Here is a 22,541-nt window from a genome sequence, read left to right on the forward strand (position 1 = left end):
AACAGGCAATGAAGGTCAACGTAAAGTTGTATGTCAGATAAGTCGTCAATAGTCGAACGGCAACGAAAGAAGACAGGGCTCAGCAAATTTTCGCTTTGTCCGCGCAGCGAGAAAACGCCCCTGATGCGTTGCGCATCGCCGTCGCGGAAGTCAGTCATTCAACCCGTTGCCAACTCGTTGTGTCGCAGACCTGAAGAGCGTCATGCACTCCAGAGAGGCACCCGGAGCTGCAAGCGTGCGCCGGATGCGAGGCGTGGCGATGTTGCAGTAATCAGTTGCGGCAAGGAGTCATGGCAAGGAATCACGACAGGGCGTGCAGCTCGTGATGACGGCTCTCTGGCCCCTTGGTGTACATGACACTCTCTAATCACAACGGGCTTCCTTAAACATGCAAATGCCACCGATCCTCACGGCGGGTTTGCGCTAATCATGTGTGGAGTACTCAAATGCGCTTCTCTTCCAAAGCTACCCTAAAACGATGGAGTGTAGTCCTCCTCGCGCCCTGGTTCATCGCGGGCTGCGCGCAGGTATCGCCGGGCATGCATTTCGGTGCCCAGAACTACAGCAATTCCTCCGGGGCAAACTCGGCGGAATCCTCCACCGCTGCAAGTGGCGACATGTCCAACGCGGTGCTCAAGAAAATTACGCCGTCGGTGGTGAAGGCGGAGCGCGACCGCCGCGAGAAGCAGGTATCGCAGGACATCAGCAAGCTGCTGGCGAAACCTGGTCCATACACGATCGATAGCGGTGACGTCCTGTCCATCGTGGTCTGGGACCATCCGGAGCTGTCCAATGCAGCGACCGTGGCCACCGCCATGCCTACCGGTGCCGGAGCGGATGCCTCCACCGCCGTAACAACCGCGCCACCGGCCGGTTTCATTGTCGACCATGAAGGCATGGTCCAGTTTCCGTATGCCGGCCCGGTGAAGGTCGCCGGTCTCACACAGGACCAGGCCCGCAACCTGCTCACGACCAAACTTGGCCGCTACCTCAAGCAGCCAAAGGTCACGCTGCGCGTGCACTCCTACCGCAGCAAGCGTGTCTATGTGGATGGCGAGGTAAAGAGTCCCGGCCTGCAGTCAATCAACGATATCCCGATGACACTCGTCGAAGCGCTTAATCGCGCAGGCGGCGTGCTGCCGACCGGGGACCAGAGCCAGGTCGTCATCAACCGCAACGGCGTGAACTACCACATCAACCTGCCGCAGCTGGTGCAGCGCGGCGTCAATCCGGCCAGCATCATGCTCGCGAATGGCGATGTGGTGCGCGTGCGTTCCCGCGAGGAGAGCAAGGTATTCGTGTCCGGCGAAGTCATCGCTCCGCGCGCGCTGCCGATGCACAACGGCAGCCTGACACTGAACGAGGCGCTGGGCGAGTCCGGCGGCATCAACCCGACGACGGGCGACAGCGGCCAGATCTATGTCGTGCGCAGGAACGGATCCGAGCAGGTCGTGTACCAGCTGGACGGCAAGGAGGCAGGCGCGTTGGCGATGGCGGAAGGCTTCGAGCTGTATCCGAAGGACCTGGTCTATGTCGCTGCCACGCCGCTGGCGAACTGGAACCGCGCGATCAGCCTGATCTTCCCTGGTGCACTGTCATCGGCTGTCGGCGCTGCCGGCACGGTCGGCCCCGCACGTTAAGGATGCGCGCTCTGCCACATAGCATCAATCTTCATTGCGGCTCCGGAGGCTGCCAACTGCAGCCGGCTGCCTCCAGAGCCATTCGCGTATCTGCGGTCCGGACCGCTCCACCGCTCAGCATCGTTCACTAACTATAAGCAGACAAAAGCCTATGATGACTCAATCCATACCCCAGTTGACCGGGCCAGGGGCCGGTCAGGCCGACAAAGAAGTCGAGTTGGGCACCTATATCGACGTTCTTTGGGAAAACCGCTGGCTGATCGGTGCGATCACCTTTGTCGCTGTGCTGCTGGGCGCAGCCTATGCCTTCATGACGACGCCGGTATACCAGGCCAACATGCTGATCCACGTTGAAGAAGAAGAGGCCACCAAGTCCGAGAATATCGTGGGCGACCTGCAATCGATGTTCGACGTGAAGACGTCGGCGCTGGCCGAAATGGAGCTGATCCAGTCGCGCCTGGTCGTGTCGCGCGCAACGGATAATTTGCGGCTCTACATCAATGCCGGCCCCAAGCGTTTCCCGTTCTTCGGCTCATGGCTCGCGGAAAAGAACAAGCAGCTGTCCGATCCGGGTGTCTTCGGCTATGGCGGTTACGCCTGGGGTGCAGAGAAGATCAATGTCGCCAGCTTCAACGTGCCCGATGCCATGCTGAACCGCGAGTTCGTCGTCACGGCGGAGGAGGGCGGCCAGTTTCGGCTGACCCAGGAGGAGCAGGGTGTCGACCTGCGCGCCAAGGTGGGTGAAACAGCGATTTTCGAACTGCCGCAAGGCAGCATCGAGATCCGCGTCGACCAGCTTGAAGGCAAGCCGGGCGCGCAGTTCCTGCTGTCGCGTGCTTCGCGCCTCGCGACGATCGAAGGCATCCAGAAGTCGATGAAGGTCGAGGAACTTGGTGGCAAGCAATCCGGCGTCATCGGCGTCATGCTGCAAGGTTCCGACCCGCGCATGATTCACAGCGTGCTGAGCGAAATCGGCAAGGAATACGTGCGCCAGAATTCGGCACGCAAGACGGAGGAGGCAGAAAAATCCCTTGCCTACCTGAACAAGCAGCTGCCTGAGATCAAGTCGCAACTTGAACAGGCGGAGGCGAAATACAACGCGTTCCGCAACGCCAACGGCACGGTCGACCTGACCGAAGAATCGAAGCTGAGCCTGCAGCAATCCTCGGCGGCCAAGCTGAAGAAGATGGAGCTGCAGCAGAAGAAGATCGAACTGCTGGCGCGGTACACCAGTGAACACCCGGCAGTGCAGGGCATCGACAGCCAGCTGCGCGAGATCAACGGCCAGATCGCAGCAATGAACGAGCACATCAAGTCCCTGCCGGCCATCGAGCAGAACCTGCTGCGCCTGCAGCGCGAGGTGAAGGTCAACACCGACCTCTACACTGCATTGCTGAACACTTCGCAGCAATTGCGACTGATCACCGTAGGCAAGGTCAGCAATGTGCGCCTGGTCGATACGCCGATGATGCCGGAGCGCCCGGTCAAGCCGAATCGTCCGGTGATCCTCGCCTTGGCGCTGATGGGCGGACTGTTCCTCGGTGTGGTGGCGGCATTCTTCCGCAAATCGCTGGTGGGCGGCATCGATACGCCGGAGCAGCTGGAAGAAGTGGCGGGCGTGCCCGTCTATGCAACCATCCCGCACAGCAAGAAGCAGCGCGAGCTGTACCAGCAGGTCAACGCCAAGCACCAGAAGGTGCCGCTGCTGGCCAATGTATCGTCGACCGACGTTGCGGTGGAAAGCCTGCGCAACTTCCGCACTGCATTGCAGTTCTCCCTGCCGACCTTCCGCAACAACGTCGTGCTGATTACGGGTGCGACGCCCGGCATGGGCAAGTCCTTCGTGTCGGCCAACCTGGCGGCGATCATGGCTGCGACCGGCAAGAAGGTGCTGCTGATCGACGCCGACCTGCGCAACGGCCTGCTGCATCTGTACTTCGGCTTTGGCCGCCACGACGGCCTGTCCGATGCGATTGCCGGCGCGCGCCGCCTCGACCAGGTGATCCACCATGGCGTGATCGAGAACATGGACTTCATCACGACCGGCACCCTGCCGCAGCATCCGGCAGAACTCTTGCTGCGGCCGAACTTCGGCGCCTTCCTGCAGGAACTGTCGTCCCGCTACGACCTCGTGCTGATCGACGCGCCACCGATTCTTGCCGTGGCCGACACGATGATCATCGGTTCGCATTGCGGCGCGATCTACATCATGACGCGCGCCGGGGTGACGACGCCTGCGGAAATCAACGAGTCGATGAAGCGCCTCAGGCAGGCGGGGCTCGAGGCAAAGGGTGTGCTCTTCAACGACCTGAAGGTGCGTCCGGGACGGTATGGCTATGGCTACACCTACGGGCAAACCGGGTACAACCAGAAGCCGTCCGGCAATACGCCTCTGATCGAAGCGTCGTAACGCATCGTGAAGTGCTGTAACTAACGGCTTGCGAAACCCGGCGCAACGTCTTTGCTCCGGACACCATGACGCTCGTCATGTTGTCCGGAGCTTCTCCCACCGTCTTGCGTCGTCAGTCGCGGTGCAAGCATCTTCAACTCTTCTTGCTTAACGAATCGTGTTGACTCTCTCCCCCAGCATCTTCAAGGCCTACGACATCCGCGGCATCGTCGGCAAGACGCTCGACATCGGCATTGCCCGCCAGATCGGCCAGGCATTCGGCACTGCAGTGCGCCTGAAAGAAGAAACCACTGTCATCATCGGCCGCGACGGCCGCCTGTCGGGGCCGGACCTGTCGCAGGCGCTCGCGTCCGGCCTGCGCCGCGCCGGCGTGAACGTCATTGACCTTGGCGTGGTCGCCACGCCGATGCTGTACTTCGCCACCCAGGTGCTCGATGCGCCATCCGGCATCATGGTCACCGGCAGCCACAACCCGCCCGACTACAACGGCTTCAAGATGGTGCTGGCCGGCGAAGCGATCTACGGCGACGCGATCCAGGCGCTGTACCAGACCATCGTCAAGGGCGACTTTGCCCAGGGCAACGGCGACTACCGCACGCATGACATCCGCGACGCCTACCTGCAGCGCATCGTGGGCGACGTGAAGCTGGCGCGGCCGATGAAGATTGCGGTCGACTGCGGCAATGGCGTGGCCGGTGCCGTGGCCGGCGACCTGTACCGGGCGCTCGGCTGCGAGGTAAAGGAACTGTTCTGCGACGTCGACGGCAACTTCCCGAACCACCATCCCGATCCCGCGCATCCGGAAAACCTGCAAGACCTGATCCGCTGCCTGAAGGAAACCGATGCCGAGATCGGCCTCGCCTTTGATGGCGACGGTGACCGCCTCGGCGTCGTGACGAAAGATGGCCAGATCATTTATCCGGACCGGCAGCTGATGCTGTTTGCGGCCGATGTGCTGACGCGCCATGCCGGCAAGCAAATCCTGTACGACGTCAAATGCACGCGCCATGTCGCGTCGTGGGTCAAGCAGCATGGCGGGCAGCCGCTGATGTGGAAGACGGGGCATTCGCTGGTGAAGGCGAAGATGCGCGAAACCGGTGCGCCTTTGGGGGGCGAGATGAGCGGCCACATCTTCTTCAAGGACCGCTGGTACGGCTTCGACGATGGCTTGTATGCGGGCGCACGGCTGCTGGAACTGCTGTCGCGCGTGGCCGATCCGTCCGCGACGCTCAATGCGTTGCCGCAATCGGTCAGCACGCCGGAATTGCAGCTGAAGCTGGAAGAGGGCGAGAACTTTGCGCTGATTGCCAAGTTGCAGCAGGAAGCGAAATTTCCCGATGCACAGCAGGTGGTGACGATCGACGGCGTGCGGGTCGAGTATGCGGACGGCTTCGGGCTGGCACGCTCGTCGAACACGACGCCGGTGGTGGTGATGCGCTTCGAGGCGGAGTCCGCTGACGCATTGCAGCGCATCCAGGCCGACCTCAAGCGCGCGATCCTGGCGGTGAAGCCGGAAGCTGCGCTACCGTTTTGAGCAATGCCATGCGCGTGCCGCATTCCTGCCGGCATTGTGAAGCCTTTCTAACGCACATCAAAACCGCGTACGGGAATGCAATCTATCTTCAATACAGTAGTTCGTTGTGCAGGCTGAGCAACAACAAGCCAACTTCGGGGTAAAGCGGCTTAACTCATTCTGGAGAAGAAGAACAACAATGTTTATCGATACGCGACGGGTTGACCAAGGGACTGTTGTCCAGACCACTGTTTGCATTATCGGTGGGGGGGTCGCGGGCATTACGCTGGCGATGGAGCTGGACAAGAAAGGCATCGATGTCTGCCTGCTGGAGAGCGGCGGGTTTGCGCCGGACAACGGCACGCGCGACCTCTATCGTGGCGAGGATGTCGGCGAGTGGCGTTATAACTTCGCCGATGGAAGCCGCAGCCGGTTTCTTGGCGGCAGCAGCAATTGCTGGGGCGGATGGTGCCGTCCGCTGGATCCCTGGGATTTCGAGAAGCGGGAGTGGGTCGACCATAGCGGCTGGCCCTTCGGCCTTGAGGAACTGCTGCCGTACTACGACCGCACCCATGCGCTGCTGAAACTGGGGCCGAACAATTTCGATCCCGACTTCTGGGAGCGCTCCATCGGACGGCCCGACGTGCGTCGTATGCCGCTTGTGTCGGGCAAGGTCCGCGACACGATTTCGCAGTTCAGCCCGCCTGCACGCTTCGGCAAGCTGTATCGCGATGTGCTGCAGAAATCGGAGCGCATACGGGTGTACCTGTACGCCAATGTGACCAACATCGACACCGACAACCCTGCGCAGAATGTGACGCGCGTGCAGGTCAAGACCTTGAGCGGCAATTACATGGAAGTAAAGGCCAGGAAATACATCCTTGCCACCGGCGGCATCGAGAATGCGCGCCTGCTGCTCGCATCGAACAAGGTGCAGTCCTGCGGCCTCGGCAATGGCAACGACCTGGTCGGACGCTTCTTCATGGATCATCCGCGCCTGTTCTCCGGGAACATCTATTTCTCGGAGCAGTGGTCGCGCAACAAGCTGTCCGATGTGAAGTACCACTACATGAATTCCGCCGTCGCGGCACACGGCACGCATATTGCACATCAGTTCGCGCTGACGCCGGAAGTGCTGGAGCAGGAAGGCTTGCTCAATGCACGCGTCTGGTTCTCTTCCGTGTTCCCGGGCGAGGGCAGTGAGGGTGCGCAGGCACTGTTCCGCATCAAGCAGGCGCTGCTGAAGAAGGACCAGGAAGACTGGAGCCTGACCAAGGACATCCTGACGATGATTGCGCATCCGCTCGATACGCTGGGATACGGTTATACGCGCCTGTTCCAGCCGCGCTGGCTGATCCGCGGCGTGAAGTTCCAGCTCATCGTTGAACCGGAGCCCAATCCCAACAGCCGCGTGATGCTGTCGCCGTCGCAGAAGGACCAGCTCGGCATGAACCGCGTCCGCGTCGACTGGCGCCTGACATCGAAGGTGCAACGCACGTTCGACCGCACGCTGGCCATCCTTGCCGAGGACATGCGCCGCAGCGGCGTTGCGGAGGTTGACCTCGATCCGCCGATCGAAGGCAAGAAGTGGCCGTCGGACCTGGAAGGGACCTGGCATCACATGGGCACGACACGCATGCACGACTCGCCGCGCCACGGTGTCGTGGATCGCGATTGCAAGGTGCATGGCATGACAAACCTGTTCGTGGCCGGCAGTTCCGTGTTCCCGACCGCCGGTGCCAATTTCCCGACGATTACGCTGGCTGCCCTCGCATTCAGGCTTTCCGAACACATCGCGAAGGAGCTGCGTAATTCCGACGCTCATTTATCGGCAGAGGCGGCGTAGGGAGCGGGGGCGCGGTCAAAAGCGGCAGTGCGGCGCAGGAGGGGACGATGTGTGGCATTCCTTGCGCCGACGCGGTCTCGGTTCACTCGTTTCCGACTTACTCGCATGCGCGCATGATCGTCCGCATTGCTCCGCATCCTTCGCATGTGCGGGCGGTTTCATGCTGAGCATGCCGCTGGATGCACTTGATGCACTTATCGCACGTGTTGCACGTGTTGTACGTGTTGCACTCGATGCCACTGTGATGCAGTCACGCAGGGGCAGCGTGCCGGCCGGGGATACGTACGTGACATGTTGCTCTCAACGCGCACAGTGGGACTTCATTGCGCCCTTTCCTGACTGCGAGGCGCTTCCTGCGACAAGCCGCTGCCGCAATAGCGTGCGAACTGCACCGTTCCCTCTTCACATCGACGATCGGAATTCATTGACATGACGACACTCAAAACCATTCTTGTCACCGGCGCGTCCGGCTATATCGGCTCGCATACCTGCGTCGAGTTGCTGTCGGCCGGATACGCGGTGATCGCGCTCGACAACTTGTCCAACAGTGCGCCGGAATCCCTGCGCCGGGTCGAAAAGATTACCGGGCATGTCGTCCCTTTCTATGAAGTGGACGTGCGCGACCGGGTGGCCTTGAACGCCTTGCTGAAAACGCATCGTGTGGATGCGGCGATTCACTTTGCCGGCCTGAAGGCCGTCGGCGAGTCGGTAGCCAAGCCGCTTGGCTATTTTGAAAACAATGTCAGCGGCACGATCACGTTGCTGCAGGCACTGGGTGAAGCCGGCGTGAAGAAATTCGTGTTCAGCTCGTCCGCCACGGTCTATGGCGATCCGGAGTCGGTGCCGATCAACGAGTCGGCACGTGTGGGGCCGACCAATGCCTACGGCCGTACCAAGCTGATGGTGGAGCAGGTGCTGGAAGATCTCGGCCGCTCCGACCCATCGTGGGCGATTGGCGTGCTGCGCTATTTCAATCCTGCCGGAGCCCATCCGAGCGGCCTGATCGGCGAGGACCCGCGTGGTATTCCCAACAACCTCGTGCCTTTCATCAGCCAGGTCGCGGTAGGACGGCGCGAAAGGCTGTCGGTCTTTGGTGACGACTATCCGACACCGGACGGGACGGGCGTGCGCGACTACATCCATGTGGTCGATCTCGCCCTGGGCCATGTGGCGGCACTACGAGAACTGTTCGGATCCGGCCGCAGCTTCACGCTGAACCTTGGTACGGGGCAGGGCTACAGCGTGCTGGAGATGGTGCGTGCGTTTGAAAAAGCGAGCGGGCGCAAGGTGCCCTACCGGGTGACCGATCGCCGCCCGGGAGACATCGCCGTGTGCTATGCCGACCCGAAGCAAGCGTGGTACGTGCTGGACTGGCGGGCAAGGCGCGGGCTGGAAGAAATGTGCGCGGACCACTGGCGCTGGCAGAGCATGAATCCGAACGGCTATGCCGAGGCGGCTGGAGGCGCTGACTGAATAGGGCAGCAAGGCAGCATGGGGAGTGAAGCTTCGAGATCAATAACAACATTGTTTGAATGATGATGCGTTCGGGGAAATACATTATTCACGCGGCATTGCTCTGCATGTCCGCGGTATTCGGGATCACTGCGTGCAGTGAAGAGGCCAGCTTCGATCCGCAGCTGGTCGCCGCGGCGGACAAGATTGCCAAGGAAAAGAAACTCAGGAAACAGAAGAAAAGTCCGTATGGCCAGGACCCGTCCGAGTATGTGCTGATCTTCTCCGAGGAGTTCGACAGTTTCAACCCGAACCGGTGGAACGACCACATCTGGTACGAGAAGCCGAACCCGACGAAGAACTACACGGTCGAGAACGGTGTGCTGAAAATCTGGCCGCAACGTGATGCGAGTGGCAAGTTCTTCAATCGTACCCTCGATACCGACGGCAAGTACGAGCAGAAGTACGGCTACTTCGAGATGGAAGCGAAGCTCCCGCGCGGGAAGGGAACCTGGCCGGCATTCTGGCTGTTTGCCCACCCCGGCAACCGGCGGCCGGAGATCGACATCATGGAAGCGTATGCCGGCGGCATCGATCCCTGGGGGTTCAAGGACAGGCAGGGGATTGCACGGCCGAAGGCGTACGGCACGACGGTCTGGCTTGACGAAGGCATCAAGAGCGGCGGGCTGCAGTTCGATGCGCAGACCGACCTTTCTTCCCGTTTTCACAAGTACGCGGTGAAGTGGGAGCCGAACAAGCAGACCTTCTATTTCGACGGCAAGCCCGTCTACACCGTGCATGCGACGATGGGTGATCCGAAATACATCCTGCTCGATCTCTGGTTCGGCGGCGACAGCGGCGAGCCGGACGAGACGACGCCCGAGGGCAAGAACAACTCTTTCGAGGTCAACTACGTCCGCGCCTGGCAGTTCAAGCGCTTCATGGAGCAGTGACGGTCTTCTGATCCTCCCGCACGCTGCCGCAGGTGTGCAGAACCCTGGCGGTTCGACAGCACCAAGACCGTTCTCCCTAAACGCCGGCATATGCCGGCGCTTTCATTTTCTGCCCTTCTTCTTGCGGCCAATCGTGCGGCCATTCTTGCCGTCTCTGTTGCGCAGCCTTTCTCGCTCGCTGCAAAGCGAGTAGACCCCTGTTCACACAAGGTAACTTTGTATTGCTGTGTGGAACCATTTCCGCCCAGCAATCTCTTAGGAGGCTCTTGCTCCGTGAACAGTCTCTGAGCAAGCAAAATTCTTGAGAGGTTTATCTTGTTTGATCAAATTCGTCATCGATTCTCGATGGCTGCACTTGCCAGTGCATGCGCCGCAGTGTTGCTCGCTGCTTGCGGCGGCGGTGACTCGGCAACCAACAATGCTGCGGAGGCGACCGCAGCGACCGGCGATGCAATAGCCGGTGAAGTAACAGCCGGTGACGCAACGGTTTATAAGGCAACGACGACTGTCAGCACCACCAGCTGGACGCACTGCGCCAATGAGTATGGCGTCTGCTCGTTCTCTGGCACGCGCCAGGTGCGTTATGGCCTGAATGGAAGATATGCAACACGCACTGCTACCGGTTCGATTGCATGCACCAACGCCGTATTCGGTGATCCTTATCCGGGTGCGAACAAGATCTGCGAATACGCGACGACCACGACCTCGACGGTGACCACGCCAGATCCCGCTCCTGCAACGACAACGCCGACCAGCGTGACATGGCAGCGCTGTGCAGCGGAGTACGGCACCTGCAACGTGCCGTCGACCACCCAGGTCCGCTATGGTCTCGATGGCAAGTATGCAACCCGTACCGTGACTGGTTCTGTAGCCTGTAACAACACGGTGTTCGGCGATCCGTATCCGGGTGCAAACAAGGTGTGCGATTACGCAGTCCCTGCGCCGGCTGTGACATGGACACGTTGCGCCGCCGAGTATGGCACCTGTAATGTGCCGACCACCACGCAGGTTCGCTATGGGCTCGACGGCCGATATGCGACCCGTACGGTGACCGGCTCGGTCGCTTGCACCAATACCGTATTTGGCGACCCGTATCCCGGCGCGAACAAGATCTGCGAATATGCAACGCCGACAACGGCACCAGCGCCCGCACCTGCACCCGCACCCGCACCTGCACCCGCACCTGCACCTGCACCTGCACCGGCACCGGCACCGGCACCGGCACCGGCACCGGCTCCAGCTCCAGCTCCAGCTCCAGCTCCAGCGCCGACGTGGACGCGGTGCGCAGCCGAGTACGGTACCTGCACGGTGCCGAGCACCACACAGGTTCGCTATGGTCTCGATGGCAGGTATGCAACCCGTACCGTCACCGGCTCCATCGCCTGTAACAATTCCGTGTTCGGTGATCCGTATCCGGGTGCAAACAAGGTGTGTGACTATGCAACGCCAACGACGGCAACGACCGAGCCGAGCACGACACCGGCCACGATGTCGCCGTTTGGCCAGGATGCCAATGCGTACACGCTGACATTCTCGGATGAATTCAACAGCTACAACACCAGTGTATGGAATGACCATATCTGGTACGAGAGCTCGAATCCGACCAAGAACTACACCGTGGAAGACGGCAAGCTGAAGATCTGGCCGCAGCGTGATGCATCGGGCAAGTTCTTCAACCGCACCATCGATACCGACGGCAAGTACTACCAGACCTACGGCTACTTCGAGATCGAAGCGAAGCTCCCGGTCGGTAAAGGCACCTGGCCCGCATTCTGGCTGTTCAACCACATCAACGAGCGCCGTCCGGAAATGGACGTGATGGAAGCGTACGCCGGCGGTGCCGCACCGTGGGGCTTCGATGTGAACGGCGTCGCGCATCCGCAAGCGTATGCACCGACCGTGTGGAAGGGCGACTATGAAGGGCAGCTGGTGGGCTCGCGCCAGTACGACACCGGCATGGACCTGTCCGCGGGCTTCCATAAATATGCGGTGAAGTGGGAGCCGAACAAGCAGACCTACTACTTCGATGGCAAGGAAGTGCTGGTGCTGAACGTGTCGATGGGCGACCCGATGTACCTGATGCTGGACCTGTGGTACGGCAGCGCCAGTGGCACGCCGGACAATTCGACCCCGCAAGGCAAGTCGAACTCGTTCGAGATCAACTACATCCGTGCATGGAAATTCAAGTAATTCACTGAGTGCCGCGTAACAGCTTGTCATTCCTTCCGGCCACGCCGGGAGAGAGGTAAGCAGAACGCAAACAGGAAGGGGCTGGCAGAAATGCCGGCCCTTTTTATTTCAATGCCGAAATGCCATCCGCAGTTGGCATTTTGGCCTCATCGCGATGTTCGAGATAGCCGCATGCATGCAACGCATGTGAAACCTGCAAGGGAAAGGCGACGAATGAGTCCCGAGCCTGCATGGAGAAAGAAATAGAAAAGCTGCAAAGCGCGGCCAAGCGCATTTCGGCCTTTGTGGCAAAGGCGCTAATGAAATGCGCGATTTGTTGCGATCCTGCTTTCTTCATCGCATATTTTTCCCAGAAAAAATCTTTTTTTCGTGAAATTTCCCGGAACCATTTTCCGACCGGCAAGCTCTGAACATCCGTTGCCGCTGAGAATACTTGGCTACCATCAATTTCACGAAAGAGGAACTGCTTTGTTTAAATTATCTTTTCACCGTTTCGCGATTTCTGCTCTGTGTTGCGCTTCTACGACTGTTCTGATCGCCTGTGGCGGCGGTGGTGGCGGAGGTTCCGCTGCTGATCCTGCGGCAACCGAATCCGGCGCATCGACTTCGCAAGTACAAACTGCATCCACTTCGAACTCCGGTTCCATTCCTGAGGCTCAAGCTTCTGCATCCGACAAGGTCCCGTTCGGCCAGGATGCCAATGCATATGCGCTGACCTTCTCTGAAGAGTTCAACTCTCTCAACAGAGACCTTTGGAATGACGCAATGTGGTATGAGACGTCCAACCCGACCAAGAACTATACGGTCGAAGACGGCAAGCTGAAGATCTGGCCGCAACGCGATGCAAACGGCAACTTCTTTAACCGTACGCTCGACACCGACGGCAAGTACTACCAGACTTACGGCTACTTCGAAATCGAAGCCAAGCTGCCGGTTGGTAAAGGCACCTGGCCTGCATTCTGGCTGTTCAACCACATCAACGAGCGTCGTCCGGAGATGGACGTGATGGAAGCGTACGCAGGCGGTGCAGCACCTTGGGGCTTCGACGTGAACGGCGTTGCACATCCGCAGGCCTACGCACCGACCGTGTGGAAGGGCGACCGGGAAGGTCAGCTCGTCGGCACGCGTCAATATGACACCGGTACCGATCTCTCTGCAGGCTTCCACAAGTACGCAGTGAAGTGGGAACCGAACAAGCAGACCTACTACTTCGACGGCAAGGAAGTGCTCGTGGTGAACGTCTCGATGGGTGACCCGATGTACCTGATGCTCGACCTCTGGTACGGCAGTGCCTCTGGCCAGCCGGACGACTCGACCCCGCAAGGCAAGTCGAACTCCTTCGAGGTCAACTACGTGCGGGCCTGGAAGTTCAAGTAATTCAAATTTGTACACATGAGGTGAAGCGAGCTGTTTCGCCGATGCGAGAAGTGCCAGGAAAGGCCAGCTGAAAAGCTGGCCTTTTCTTTTTGTCTTTTCTGTTTCGTCATTTGTGCCTTCCTTCGCGTGGCGTCGCTGCCTTCCTTATTTCATTCACTGATTCATTCAGACAATTGCTACGCACGCGCTCGCGCGATTTCTGGTTGCTCATTTTAGTCACGCGTACGCCTTAGTCATGCGGTGTTTCCTGGTTGCATAGGCATTCCAGCAAGGCCGTTGTTTTTTCATCTTCAGTTGCGTGTTGCACTGAAAAAATAATTGACGCCAGTCCATATTTCTTGGAACCAATCTGTAGTGAGGTGCTCTGAAGAAACAATTGCTCGCGAGAATACTGCAGCATCATTGTTCAGAAAGGGATTACCTTGGCTACTTTTGCTTTCAACCGAATTTCAACTTCCGCCTTGTCTGCCGCATGTGCTGCCGTTTTGCTCGCCGCTTGTGGCGGTGGTGGCGGTGGCTCTACCGATAGCACTGATGCCGTTCAGGCCGCAGGCACCTCCACCACGCAGGTGCAAAGCCCGTCCGATTCCACGTCGAGCAACGCCAGCGTCAGCATGCCGGTATCCAATACCTCGCCGTCCCCGGCGCCAGCTCCCGCTCCCGCTCCCGCTCCTGCACCAGCTCCTGCTCCGGCCCCCGCGCCGGCACCTGCACCAACAGCGCTCAACCCGTTTGGCCAGGATGCGAATGCGTACACGCTGACGTTCTCGGATGAATTCAACAGCTACAACACCAGTGTATGGAATGACCATATCTGGTATGAGAGCTCGAATCCGACCAAGAACTACACGGTCGAAGACGGCAAGCTGAAGATCTGGCCGCAGCGTGATGCATCGGGCAAGTTCTTCAACCGCACCATCGATACCGACGGCAAGTACTACCAGACCTACGGCTACTTCGAGATCGAAGCGAAGCTCCCGGTCGGTAAAGGCACCTGGCCCGCATTCTGGCTGTTCAACCACATCAACGAGCGCCGTCCCGAGATGGACGTGATGGAAGCGTACGCCGGCGGTGCCGCACCGTGGGGCTTCGATGTGAACGGCGTCGCGCATCCGCAAGCGTATGCACCGACCGTGTGGAAGGGCGACTATGAAGGGCAGCTGGTGGGATCGCGCCAGTACGACACCGGCATGGACCTGTCCGCAGGCTTCCATAAATATGCGGTGAAGTGGGAGCCGAACAAGCAGACCTACTACTTCGATGGCAAGGAAGTGCTGGTGCTGAACGTGTCGATGGGCGATCCGATGTACCTGATGCTGGACCTGTGGTACGGCAGCGCCAGTGGCACGCCGGACAATTCGACCCCGCAAGGCAAGTCGAACTCGTTCGAGATCAACTACATCCGTGCATGGAAATTCAAGTAATACATCGCCTCACCAGGACATCAGCGGCAGCGTGTGATGTCGCACTATGCAGGACGTGATGAGAGTGGTCCAAGCGATTGATAACCAAGGATCACGAATACTGATGCGCTTTCGTTGCTGTTGAGCGCACAGACTGCGACAAGGCCGGCTTTCGAGCTGGCCTTTTTTTCGTCTGTTGTCATCGAGATGAAAGTTCCCGCCGTTCCGTAGGTAATGCAGGGCATTTGCTTTTCGTTCAGGAATGGCGCGACGTGGAAACTAATGCACCCCGTCATGCTGGGTCTTATGATTTAGCTCAGTCGCCACACATGCGCACGCACTAAGATGAGTGCATGACAAGACTCGCGATTATTACCAATGAGCCACCGCCTTACCGCATCCCGGTGTTCCAACGAGTTGGAAAGATGCCGGACATCACGCTGCAAGTCATATTTTGTGCAAGGCGAGAACCGAACAGGCAATGGGACCTGCCGCCACTGGATTTTGACCACCGCTTCCTGAAGGAGCGGATCACGACAGTCAACGGGCGCTATATTCACAACAATCCGGATGTGATACCGGCGCTGAAGCAGTTTGCACCGGAGGTGATCGTCAACGACGGTTTCAACCCGACGCAACTCTACGCATTTGCATATGCGTTCATGAAGGGCGTGCCTCATGTTCCATTGACGGACGGCACCTACCAGTCGGAGCAGGCGCTGAGTCGCATTCATCGGATCGTGCGCCGTTTCGTGTATGCGCGATCTGCTGCGTTTCTATCCGCGAGCGAAGGCGGGACGCGGCTGTATGAAAGCTACGGCATCGCGCCGGAGCGCTGCTTCAAGTCCTACCTGTGCATCGACAACGACGCTTACCTGCGCGCGCCCGAGCCGGCGCAGGAAAAATTCGATTTCATCTTCTGCGGCCGGATGGTTCCCGAGAAGGGGCCGCTGTTTGCGCTGAATGTCGCACGGGAGACGGCCAGAATGCTGGGGCGGCAGGTGCGCATCCTCTTTGCCGGGGCGGGAAGCGAGGATGAGCGCGTCAGGTCCGCGGCGCTACGCATGCGCGACTTGGTGGATGCGCATTTCCACGGCTTCGCCAAGCAGCAGGAGCTTCCCGGCCTGTATCGCTCTGCGCGCGTGTTTCTGTTCCCGACGCATGCCGATGTCTGGGGCGTGGTGGCGAATGAAGCCTGCGCAGCAGGGCTGCCCGTGATCGTTTCGCCATACGCCGGCGTCGCAGGGGAGCTGGTGCTCGACGGCGAGAACGGATTTGTCTGCGAACTCGACGCCGGTCAGTGGGCAGAGCGTGCGGCGGCACTACTGACAGACTCCGGGGAATGGGATCGCTTTTCCCGGCGCAGTCTTTCACTGGTCAGGGAGTACTCCTTCGACAACGCGGCCAGCGGGCTGGTGGACGCCTGCCGGTTCGCGCTGTCCGAAAGGGTGCCAGGCAAGGTCAGCAGGCCGGTTTGAGGGAGAGCATCGTTTGACGGCGGGCACGATTGCACCTGTGTGCCGCAATACCGCTTCATATAATCGACACGTGCCGCAACCTTTTTCTCTTTGTTCTGTCCGTATTCCAAAAGAGGAATGGCTGCGCTGGCATGGCGGCTTCCATCGGCAAGACGGATGTGGGCCGGTGCGAGTGCCCCCCCGGCACAACAGGAGACGTATGGAATACAACTGGAGTCAATGATGGGTGCAGTATTTACCTGTTCTATCGATGATGGCCACCCATCAGACATGAAGACGGCGGAGCTGCTGCATAAACATGGCTTGAGCGGCACCTTCTACATCCCGGTTCGCAACTGCGAGGGCGATGCAGTGCTTCCCGATCCGCAGATCCGCGAACTGGGGAAGAACTTCGAAATCGGGTCGCACACCCTGGACCATCGCTACCTGAAGAATGTCGATATCTGGCAGGCCTACCATCAGATCAACGATGGCAAGGCATGGCTGGAAGACCTGCTTGGCGCGCCGGTCAATGGTTTTTGCTACCCCGGCGGGCGATACCGCCGGCGCGACGTCGAGCTTGTCCGCGCCTGCCGTTTCACCTACGCCCGGACGACGATGAACCTGTGCTTCGACACTGGCCGCCGTCCGTATGAAATCCCGACCACGATCCAGTTCTATCCGCATGACCGCGTCGTGTATATGCGTAACTTTGCCGGCTCGGGCAACTGGCACCGGCGGCTGAGCGGGCTGCGGATTGCGCTCCAGCATGACAACTGGATCATGCGTCTCTATGCGCTTTTCGATCACGCTTGTCGCCATGGTGGTGCCTTTCATCTTTGGGGACATTCCAAGCAGTTCGACCAGCTGAACGCATGGCATGACATCGACGCCTTTTTTCGCCATGTTGCAGCCCGGGTTCCGGTGCAGAACAGGCTGAGCAACGCGCAGCTCGCCGAGCAGGCTTTCCTCACGCCGCCGACCAGGATCGCGCAGCCGCTCTAAGGATCCGACCACTGAGCATGCATTAAGGCTGCATCTCCGGACGAGACGCCAGTTTTGCTTCTCTTCCTGCCAGCCTTGCGCGACGGAGCAGGACGAGGACGATGGCTGCCGCGAGCAGGATGCCGAGCGTGCCGCCGGTATAGCGCAACAACCGCTTCGCGGACTGGTAGGGTTCGAGCAGGTTGATCAGCGGGCCGGAGTACAGCGTCCGGCCATCGGGAGAGATGACTGCGGCGCCGGGAATGCCTTTGCCGATCGGGTTGCCATGCAGTGCCGCCAGGTCGATGTTCTTGTCGAAGCGGCCAACATCCACTTTCACGATGACATAGCGGCTATCACCGAGCAGGCCATTGGAGTCATGGATCCGGCTGTCGAGACGCAGGCAGTCGGCACACCAGTTGGCGCCATATACGACCAGCATGTTCTTGCCGCTGCGGCGCGCGCTGCGCATGGCGTCCTGCAGGTCGATGCGTGCGTTGGCCTGTTCGTCGTAGGGACGTGGCACCGCGGATGCCGTCAAAGGGACGGCAATGCAAAGCAGGAGAGCGCAAAGCCAGGCCAGATAGCGCGCAGTGACTGGCATTGGGTGCATCCCGGAAGGCGCGCTCACGCACTTTTCCTTTCGAGCTCGTCAAATTGCGGCAACTGGACCACAGTGGCAGGCCACGCGCGTTCGTCCGCAAGCCGCATGCGCAAGGTGTGATGTATCGAATCGATCATCGCCCTGCGCTTGGTCCAGGCCGGCAGGGAGGACTTTGTCAGGGAATCGGGCGTGAGGGAGGGGCATGGGAGTTCGAAGTTGCCGTCCGGGCGTACGGTTGCATTCAGCTGCTTCCAGAAGCGGTCATAGTCTGCGGTCCGGCGACAGTAACGTGCATCTGTTGCAGGGAGCTTGTTCCGGTTGCCGATCAATACGACCTTTCTGCAGCCGAGAAAGGCACCGATCTCCTGCACCAGCGACACCATCATCTGCCGTGGCTGCCAACCATAAAGGTCCCATGTCGCCTGGATGATGCCCATCCGGTGCACGGCATGCTGGCCGAGCTTCAACATGCCGGTCAGGTTGCCGATGAGGATGTGTTTGTCATTGCGCTCGCCTGCAAACAGGAAGGTCACCGTATACACGCAAGTGTCCTTGCATACCAGGCGCAGCACCCATTCGCCCGCACGATGATGGTCGCCGGCGGTCGACAGCTCCATGCGATAGCGCATTCCGGATTTTCCGGTGAATGCACACAGTATCAGCCGGTGTATTGCCGCCTGCTGCATCAGCTTGCCGAAGCCCGCTTTCTGCGCAATGTCGTAATGGCGCTGGAGTAGTTCAATACGTGCATTGGCGTCCAGCGCAGACGAGAGATACGGTGCATGGATCTTTGCCAGCAGGTTGGCGCGCACGCCGGGCATGTCGCATAGCGCCGGCTGCGTATTGATGAAATACAGCATGCGGCAAGTGCGCACAGGATGGAGCAGTGCGCCGGACAGCAAGGTCAGATAGCGTTTCAAGCCGGTGTGCAGCAGCGTCGGGTCAGCGGAGGGGCGTCTTGTCGTTACCATCAGTCTTTGGCAGAGAGTGGGTGTTGTCTGGCTCCAATGATTTCATTCCCGGTAGTTACAAGATTGATCTTCCATAAGCTTGAAAGCCGACTGAAGCAATTTGAAACATATTGCCTCACTGCCTCACTGCCTCACTGCCTCACTGCTTCGCTGATGACTGCATGAGCGAATCCCTGCCGTGAGGTGCAGGCATGAAAGCCGGAGGAGAACCCCCGGCTGGCAGAAGCGGATGGAATGGTGCGTCAGATGTCGCCGACAGGCAGCTTCGCAAGGACGAACTGGCGCACGAAGCCGACGGCAAACAAGGTGTTGGTCACCATGTAGCGCATGAAGAGGCGGCGCGGCTCCGAGCCGAGGCGAAACAGCCACTCCAGCCCGTTGTGCTGCCACCAGAGCGGCGCGCGCTTGACCACGCCGGCGTGGTAATCGAAAGCGGCACCGACGCCGATCATGACGGCATGAATCCGGCCGCGATGGTCGTACATCCATTTCTCCTGCTTCGGGCAGCCCAGTCCCACGAAGACGACGTTGGCCTGGGAGTCATTGATCATGTCAATGACCTTTTCATCCTCCTCCCGCGTTAGCGGGCGGAAGGGCGGGGAATAGGTGCCGCCGATGCGCAGCAAGGGAAACTGCTTGGCGAGCGCAACGCGGAGCCTTGCAAGCGTGGCTTCGGTGCTGCCGTAAAAGAACACCACCTGGTCATTGCGCTCGGCCTCGGCAAGATACTTCATCATCAGGTCCGGCCCGTTGATGCGCTCCTGCGACGGATAGCCGAGTCGGCGCAGCGCCCAGGCAATCGGCGCGCCATCGGGTGTCGCCATGTCGGCATTGTTGACGGCGATCTTGAACTCCACGTCGCGCGTGGTCGTCACCACCGAGTGCACATTGCAGATGGTGACATAACGCGATTCGCGCGCTGCACCCCAACGGGTGATCTGATCGATCGCCTCATCCCAGGACACGGCGTCAATGAAGGCTTCGAGGACGGCGTGCCCGTTACGCGGCGCGGATTCCTCGGTGCACAGTAGAGATTGCATCGTCATAAATATCCATCAAGATTTCATAATTGCGCTCTGGCGTGTACTGCGCTTCGTAACGGGACCGCGCAGCCCGGCCCATCCGGACCATTTCCTCCGGGTGGGCAGTTGCCCATGTCATCTTCGCCGCGAGATCGGCGCTGTCGCCGGGGTTGAAAAGCAGGCCGGTGACGCCGTCCTCCACGATGTCGGCGAGCGCACCGAGACGGCTCGCAATGACCGGCAAGCCGCAGGCAAAGGCCTCGACGATCGTGCGTGGCGAGTTCTCGTAGCAGATGCTCGGCAGGACCAGGAACTGCGCGCGGCCCATGCGTTCCATGATTTCTTCCAGCGAGAGATAACCGAGCCATCCTGCGCCGAATGCGCGGCGCGCCAGCTCGTCCATCGGACCGTTGCCGATGACCTCGACACGGACCTGCGTTGACTGCTGTGCCGCCTCTGCAAGTACATGGAGTCCTTTTTCCGAGGACAGCCGGCCAACATAGAGTCCGCCACGGCGATCGTGCCAGGCTGGTTGTGCGGAAGAGGCGACAAAGTTCGGCTTGATGCGGAAGCGTTCCGCAGGCAGGCCGCCCGCCACGTACTTGTCGCGCGCAAAGCGGTTGAGGGCGATATAGCGCGTGACCCGGTCGCGGTAGGTGCCAAGGGCACGATGCGTGGTGAGCATGCCGGCAATGACCGCGGATTGTGCAGCAGACGAGCGATAGCATTTTCGCGTCACAGCGCGCCACGGTACTTTTCCGACACAGTCTTCGCAAATCTTGCCATCGCGCAGAAAGATCGCCTGCGGACAGAGCAGGCGGAAATTGTGCAGCGTCTGCACCACCGGCACGCCATGCCTTCCTGCTGCCCAGTAGAGCGACGGGGAAATCAGCGGGAAAGTATTGTGCACATGGATGATGTCGGGGCGGAACCGCTCGCACAGCGTTTCCACATCCCTGGTGGAGCGCTGCGACCAGATTGCGGTCACTGCAGCGCTCGCCTTGGGCATGTCGTTGAGCGCATCATTGTGCAGCCGGTACATCTCTACGTCATGTCCATACCGCTGCAGCAGCGCTGCCTCGGCGTCGACCACCGCGTCTTCACCGCCGCGCTGCTGATATGCGTTATGTGCAATGAGTATTTTCATGTCCCGTCTGAGCCCAATCTGCCGAGGACGCGCCTTGCTTGACCGCTATTGACTGCTACGGTAAGCGCCTGCACGTCCGTCCATCCGCCCGCCTGTCGCTATCCGGCCTTGCCGCTTGCTTCTTTCAGTGCCGCGATGTGCCGCGTTCCGACTGCATGGCGGCATGCCTCCATGATCCCCGCCGCAGCGCTTTCGAAGGTGAAACGTGACGCAAGTGCGCGGCTCTTGCGCGCGTAACGCTGGTAAAGGTTGTCGCTTTCCAGCAGACGCACGGCGCCATTCGCCCATTGCTCCACGTCGAGCGGGCGGACAAAACCGTTCTCGCCGTCGACGACCAGTTCTCCCGCCACGCCCGCATGGGGCGACACGAGCACAGGCAGCCCCGCCGCGCACGCTTCGTTGGCCACCACGCCCCACACGTCGCCCATGGTGGGGAAAAGGAAAATGCGCGCCGAGCCGTACAGCGCCGGCAGTTCTTCCTGGGATGCGTGGCCATGGAAGCTAACGTCCACCAAGTCGGAATGCGCAGCAGCCTGCGACTGGACGAAGGATTCCTGTTCTCCATTGCCGACATAGAGCAAGCGGACTTTCCTGCCGAGCAGCTCGGCTGTACGCCGGGCGACCTCAAGAGCAAACAGGGGATTCTTTGCCGGCACGATGCGACCGCAGAAGATCAGGTCGTAGGTTTTTTCTTCGACACTGGCGGCACGCCGGTACGCCTTGTTGTCGATGCACAGGCACGAGAGGAAGCAGCGTTCGGTCGGAATGCCATAGCTTTCGTACAGGCGCTGGCCGCCGCGGCTGGCGGCGAGGAAGGCACGCGAGCGGGAGTACACCAGGCGCCGGATCAGCTTGTGCCACAAGGAGAACGACTGCTCCGATGCGTCGGTGCCGTCCGTCATCGGCACATGCGCAATGCCATTGAATGCCGCATAGGCGAACGCGTACAGATAGGTCGGGTTGAATCCGGTCGTGACGATGACGTCCGGCGCAAACTGCTTGAGCGCCGGAATCACATCGGGATTGTTGTGGATGAAGTTGGAGCCGCGGGAAACGAAGCGCTCCTTCAGGAAAACATGGTTGAAACGCAGCGGCGGTAATTCCCACTGCCGGTTTGGCTCCCGCTCGCTGCAGAAAATGACCTGCAACTCCACGTCGCGCATTCCGGCGAGCCTGTCGTAGATGGGAATGCGAAACGGCGGCGGGTGGTTGGTGATTAAGGCGATTCTTGGCATTGTTCTGCTCCGGTTTGTCACGAGTTTGTCCGCATGGCTTTCGTCATGGATAGCCTGCGCGACTTGTCTTGTTTTTCTTCACCTTTTTTCAAAGGCATTTAAGGCTACGCTGAACAAGTACACGCGCGACACGCATCCCGACTTCGGGCGGTCCGCAGCGTTGCAAATCCATCCCGAATTCAGGCGTGTGCCATCGCGGGACTTGTTCAGCACAGCCCTAACATCCTGTCGGCTTGATAAGACGCAGGCTGGTAGGAGGCGCCGGTCATGCTCGCTGACCACTTTCACTGACGATGACCTGCACCTGGTTGGCAGCACTCGTGTTGTAGAAATTGTG

17 protein-coding genes are annotated in these 22,541 nt (G+C 59.8%); 11 read left to right on the forward strand and 6 right to left on the reverse strand.

The window, feature by feature from the left end:
• Positions 1-446 precede the first annotated feature (446 nt).
• The 7 genes from ACYVIA_RS13005 to ACYVIA_RS13035 all read left to right on the forward strand — a co-directional run bounded on the left by ACYVIA_RS13005 (position 447) and on the right by ACYVIA_RS13035 (position 12,004).
• Positions 447-1,640, forward strand: coding sequence for a polysaccharide biosynthesis/export family protein (locus ACYVIA_RS13005; RefSeq protein ID WP_460841403.1), 1,194 nt, complete (start codon positions 447-449; stop codon positions 1,638-1,640).
• A 151-nt stretch (positions 1,641-1,791) separates the two neighbouring features.
• Positions 1,792-4,050, forward strand: a complete 2,259-nt coding sequence (locus ACYVIA_RS13010) for a polysaccharide biosynthesis tyrosine autokinase (RefSeq protein WP_460841405.1) — start codon at positions 1,792-1,794, stop codon at positions 4,048-4,050.
• A gap of 157 nt (positions 4,051-4,207) precedes the next feature.
• On the forward strand, positions 4,208-5,584 hold the full coding sequence (locus tag ACYVIA_RS13015; protein ID WP_460841407.1) for a phosphomannomutase/phosphoglucomutase: 1,377 nt from the start codon (positions 4,208-4,210) through the stop codon (positions 5,582-5,584).
• A 178-nt stretch (positions 5,585-5,762) separates the two neighbouring features.
• A complete protein-coding gene (locus tag ACYVIA_RS13020) occupies positions 5,763-7,409 on the forward strand; it encodes an FAD-dependent oxidoreductase (protein WP_460841409.1) in 1,647 nt (548 codons plus the stop codon).
• Between the two features lie 429 nt (positions 7,410-7,838).
• Positions 7,839-8,882 carry a UDP-glucose 4-epimerase GalE gene (gene galE / locus ACYVIA_RS13025; protein ID WP_460841411.1) on the forward strand — a complete coding sequence of 348 codons (1,044 nt, stop codon included), beginning with the start codon at positions 7,839-7,841 and terminating at the stop codon, positions 8,880-8,882.
• A 107-nt stretch (positions 8,883-8,989) separates the two neighbouring features.
• Positions 8,990-9,814 carry a glycoside hydrolase family 16 protein gene (locus tag ACYVIA_RS13030; RefSeq protein ID WP_460841413.1) on the forward strand — a complete coding sequence of 275 codons (825 nt, stop codon included), beginning with the start codon at positions 8,990-8,992 and terminating at the stop codon, positions 9,812-9,814.
• A gap of 315 nt (positions 9,815-10,129) precedes the next feature.
• A complete protein-coding gene (locus ACYVIA_RS13035; RefSeq protein WP_460841414.1) occupies positions 10,130-12,004 on the forward strand; it encodes a glycoside hydrolase family 16 protein in 1,875 nt (624 codons plus the stop codon).
• Between the two features lie 103 nt (positions 12,005-12,107).
• Here ACYVIA_RS13035 and ACYVIA_RS13040 read toward each other — a convergent pair whose 3' ends face one another.
• Positions 12,108-12,407, reverse strand: a complete 300-nt coding sequence (locus tag ACYVIA_RS13040; RefSeq protein ID WP_460841416.1) for a hypothetical protein — start codon at positions 12,405-12,407, stop codon at positions 12,108-12,110.
• A 362-nt stretch (positions 12,408-12,769) separates the two neighbouring features.
• Between ACYVIA_RS13040 and ACYVIA_RS13045 the strand changes: the two genes are divergently transcribed.
• From ACYVIA_RS13045 to ACYVIA_RS13060, 4 genes are all read left to right on the forward strand, one after another.
• Positions 12,770-13,381: a glycoside hydrolase family 16 protein gene (locus ACYVIA_RS13045; RefSeq protein WP_460841418.1), complete on the forward strand. Its 612-nt coding sequence runs from the start codon at positions 12,770-12,772 to the stop codon at positions 13,379-13,381.
• 422 nt (positions 13,382-13,803) lie between these two features.
• On the forward strand, positions 13,804-14,805 hold the full coding sequence (locus tag ACYVIA_RS13050) for a glycoside hydrolase family 16 protein (protein WP_460841419.1): 1,002 nt from the start codon (positions 13,804-13,806) through the stop codon (positions 14,803-14,805).
• A 332-nt stretch (positions 14,806-15,137) separates the two neighbouring features.
• Complete coding sequence (locus ACYVIA_RS13055; protein WP_460841421.1) at positions 15,138-16,262, forward strand: glycosyltransferase family 4 protein; 1,125 nt, start codon at positions 15,138-15,140, stop codon at positions 16,260-16,262.
• Positions 16,263-16,481: 219 nt separating this feature from the next.
• Positions 16,482-17,246, forward strand: coding sequence for a polysaccharide deacetylase family protein (locus ACYVIA_RS13060; protein ID WP_460841423.1), 765 nt, complete (start codon positions 16,482-16,484; stop codon positions 17,244-17,246).
• A gap of 22 nt (positions 17,247-17,268) precedes the next feature.
• Here the strand turns inward: ACYVIA_RS13060 and ACYVIA_RS13065 are convergent, their stop codons facing one another.
• From ACYVIA_RS13065 to ACYVIA_RS13085, 5 genes are all read right to left on the reverse strand, one after another.
• Positions 17,269-17,751, reverse strand: a complete 483-nt coding sequence (locus ACYVIA_RS13065) for a thioredoxin family protein (RefSeq protein ID WP_460841424.1) — start codon at positions 17,749-17,751, stop codon at positions 17,269-17,271.
• A gap of 101 nt (positions 17,752-17,852) precedes the next feature.
• A complete protein-coding gene (locus tag ACYVIA_RS13070; RefSeq protein ID WP_460841426.1) occupies positions 17,853-18,800 on the reverse strand; it encodes a DUF535 family protein in 948 nt (315 codons plus the stop codon).
• A gap of 242 nt (positions 18,801-19,042) precedes the next feature.
• The gene (locus tag ACYVIA_RS13075) at positions 19,043-19,840 is read right to left on the reverse strand and encodes a WecB/TagA/CpsF family glycosyltransferase (RefSeq protein WP_460841428.1); all 798 of its coding nucleotides are present in this window, start codon (positions 19,838-19,840) and stop codon (positions 19,043-19,045) included.
• Positions 19,800-20,969 (reverse strand): glycosyltransferase, encoded by a 1,170-nt coding sequence (locus tag ACYVIA_RS13080; RefSeq protein ID WP_460841430.1) that lies wholly within the window; start codon positions 20,967-20,969, stop codon positions 19,800-19,802. The genes ACYVIA_RS13075 and ACYVIA_RS13080 overlap by 41 nt, the downstream gene beginning before the upstream one ends.
• Positions 20,970-21,067: 98 nt before the next feature.
• Positions 21,068-22,204 carry a glycosyltransferase family 4 protein gene (locus ACYVIA_RS13085; protein WP_460841432.1) on the reverse strand — a complete coding sequence of 379 codons (1,137 nt, stop codon included), beginning with the start codon at positions 22,202-22,204 and terminating at the stop codon, positions 21,068-21,070.
• Between the last annotated feature and the right edge of the window lie 337 nt (positions 22,205-22,541).

It is taken from the genome of Noviherbaspirillum agri, assembly GCF_054780595.1.

What these genes read in the sequence shown, in the direction of transcription:
- ACYVIA_RS13005 (WP_460841403.1), top strand. Translation starts at nt 447, where the DNA reads ATGCGCTTCTCTTCCAAAGCTACCCTAAAACGATGGAGTGTAGTCCTC.
- ACYVIA_RS13010 (WP_460841405.1), top strand. Translation starts at nt 1,792, where the DNA reads ATGATGACTCAATCCATACCCCAGTTGACCGGGCCAGGGGCCGGTCAG.
- ACYVIA_RS13020 (WP_460841409.1), top strand. Translation starts at nt 5,763, where the DNA reads ATGTTTATCGATACGCGACGGGTTGACCAAGGGACTGTTGTCCAGACC.
- galE (WP_460841411.1), top strand. Translation starts at nt 7,839, where the DNA reads ATGACGACACTCAAAACCATTCTTGTCACCGGCGCGTCCGGCTATATC.
- ACYVIA_RS13030 (WP_460841413.1), top strand. Translation starts at nt 8,990, where the DNA reads ATGTCCGCGGTATTCGGGATCACTGCGTGCAGTGAAGAGGCCAGCTTC.
- ACYVIA_RS13045 (WP_460841418.1), top strand. Translation starts at nt 12,770, where the DNA reads ATGTGGTATGAGACGTCCAACCCGACCAAGAACTATACGGTCGAAGAC.
- ACYVIA_RS13055 (WP_460841421.1), top strand. Translation starts at nt 15,138, where the DNA reads ATGACAAGACTCGCGATTATTACCAATGAGCCACCGCCTTACCGCATC.
- ACYVIA_RS13060 (WP_460841423.1), top strand. Translation starts at nt 16,482, where the DNA reads ATGATGGGTGCAGTATTTACCTGTTCTATCGATGATGGCCACCCATCA.
- ACYVIA_RS13070 (WP_460841426.1), bottom strand. Translation starts at nt 18,800, where the DNA reads ATGGTAACGACAAGACGCCCCTCCGCTGACCCGACGCTGCTGCACACC.
- ACYVIA_RS13075 (WP_460841428.1), bottom strand. Translation starts at nt 19,840, where the DNA reads ATGCAATCTCTACTGTGCACCGAGGAATCCGCGCCGCGTAACGGGCAC.
- ACYVIA_RS13080 (WP_460841430.1), bottom strand. Translation starts at nt 20,969, where the DNA reads ATGAAAATACTCATTGCACATAACGCATATCAGCAGCGCGGCGGTGAA.
- ACYVIA_RS13085 (WP_460841432.1), bottom strand. Translation starts at nt 22,204, where the DNA reads ATGCCAAGAATCGCCTTAATCACCAACCACCCGCCGCCGTTTCGCATT.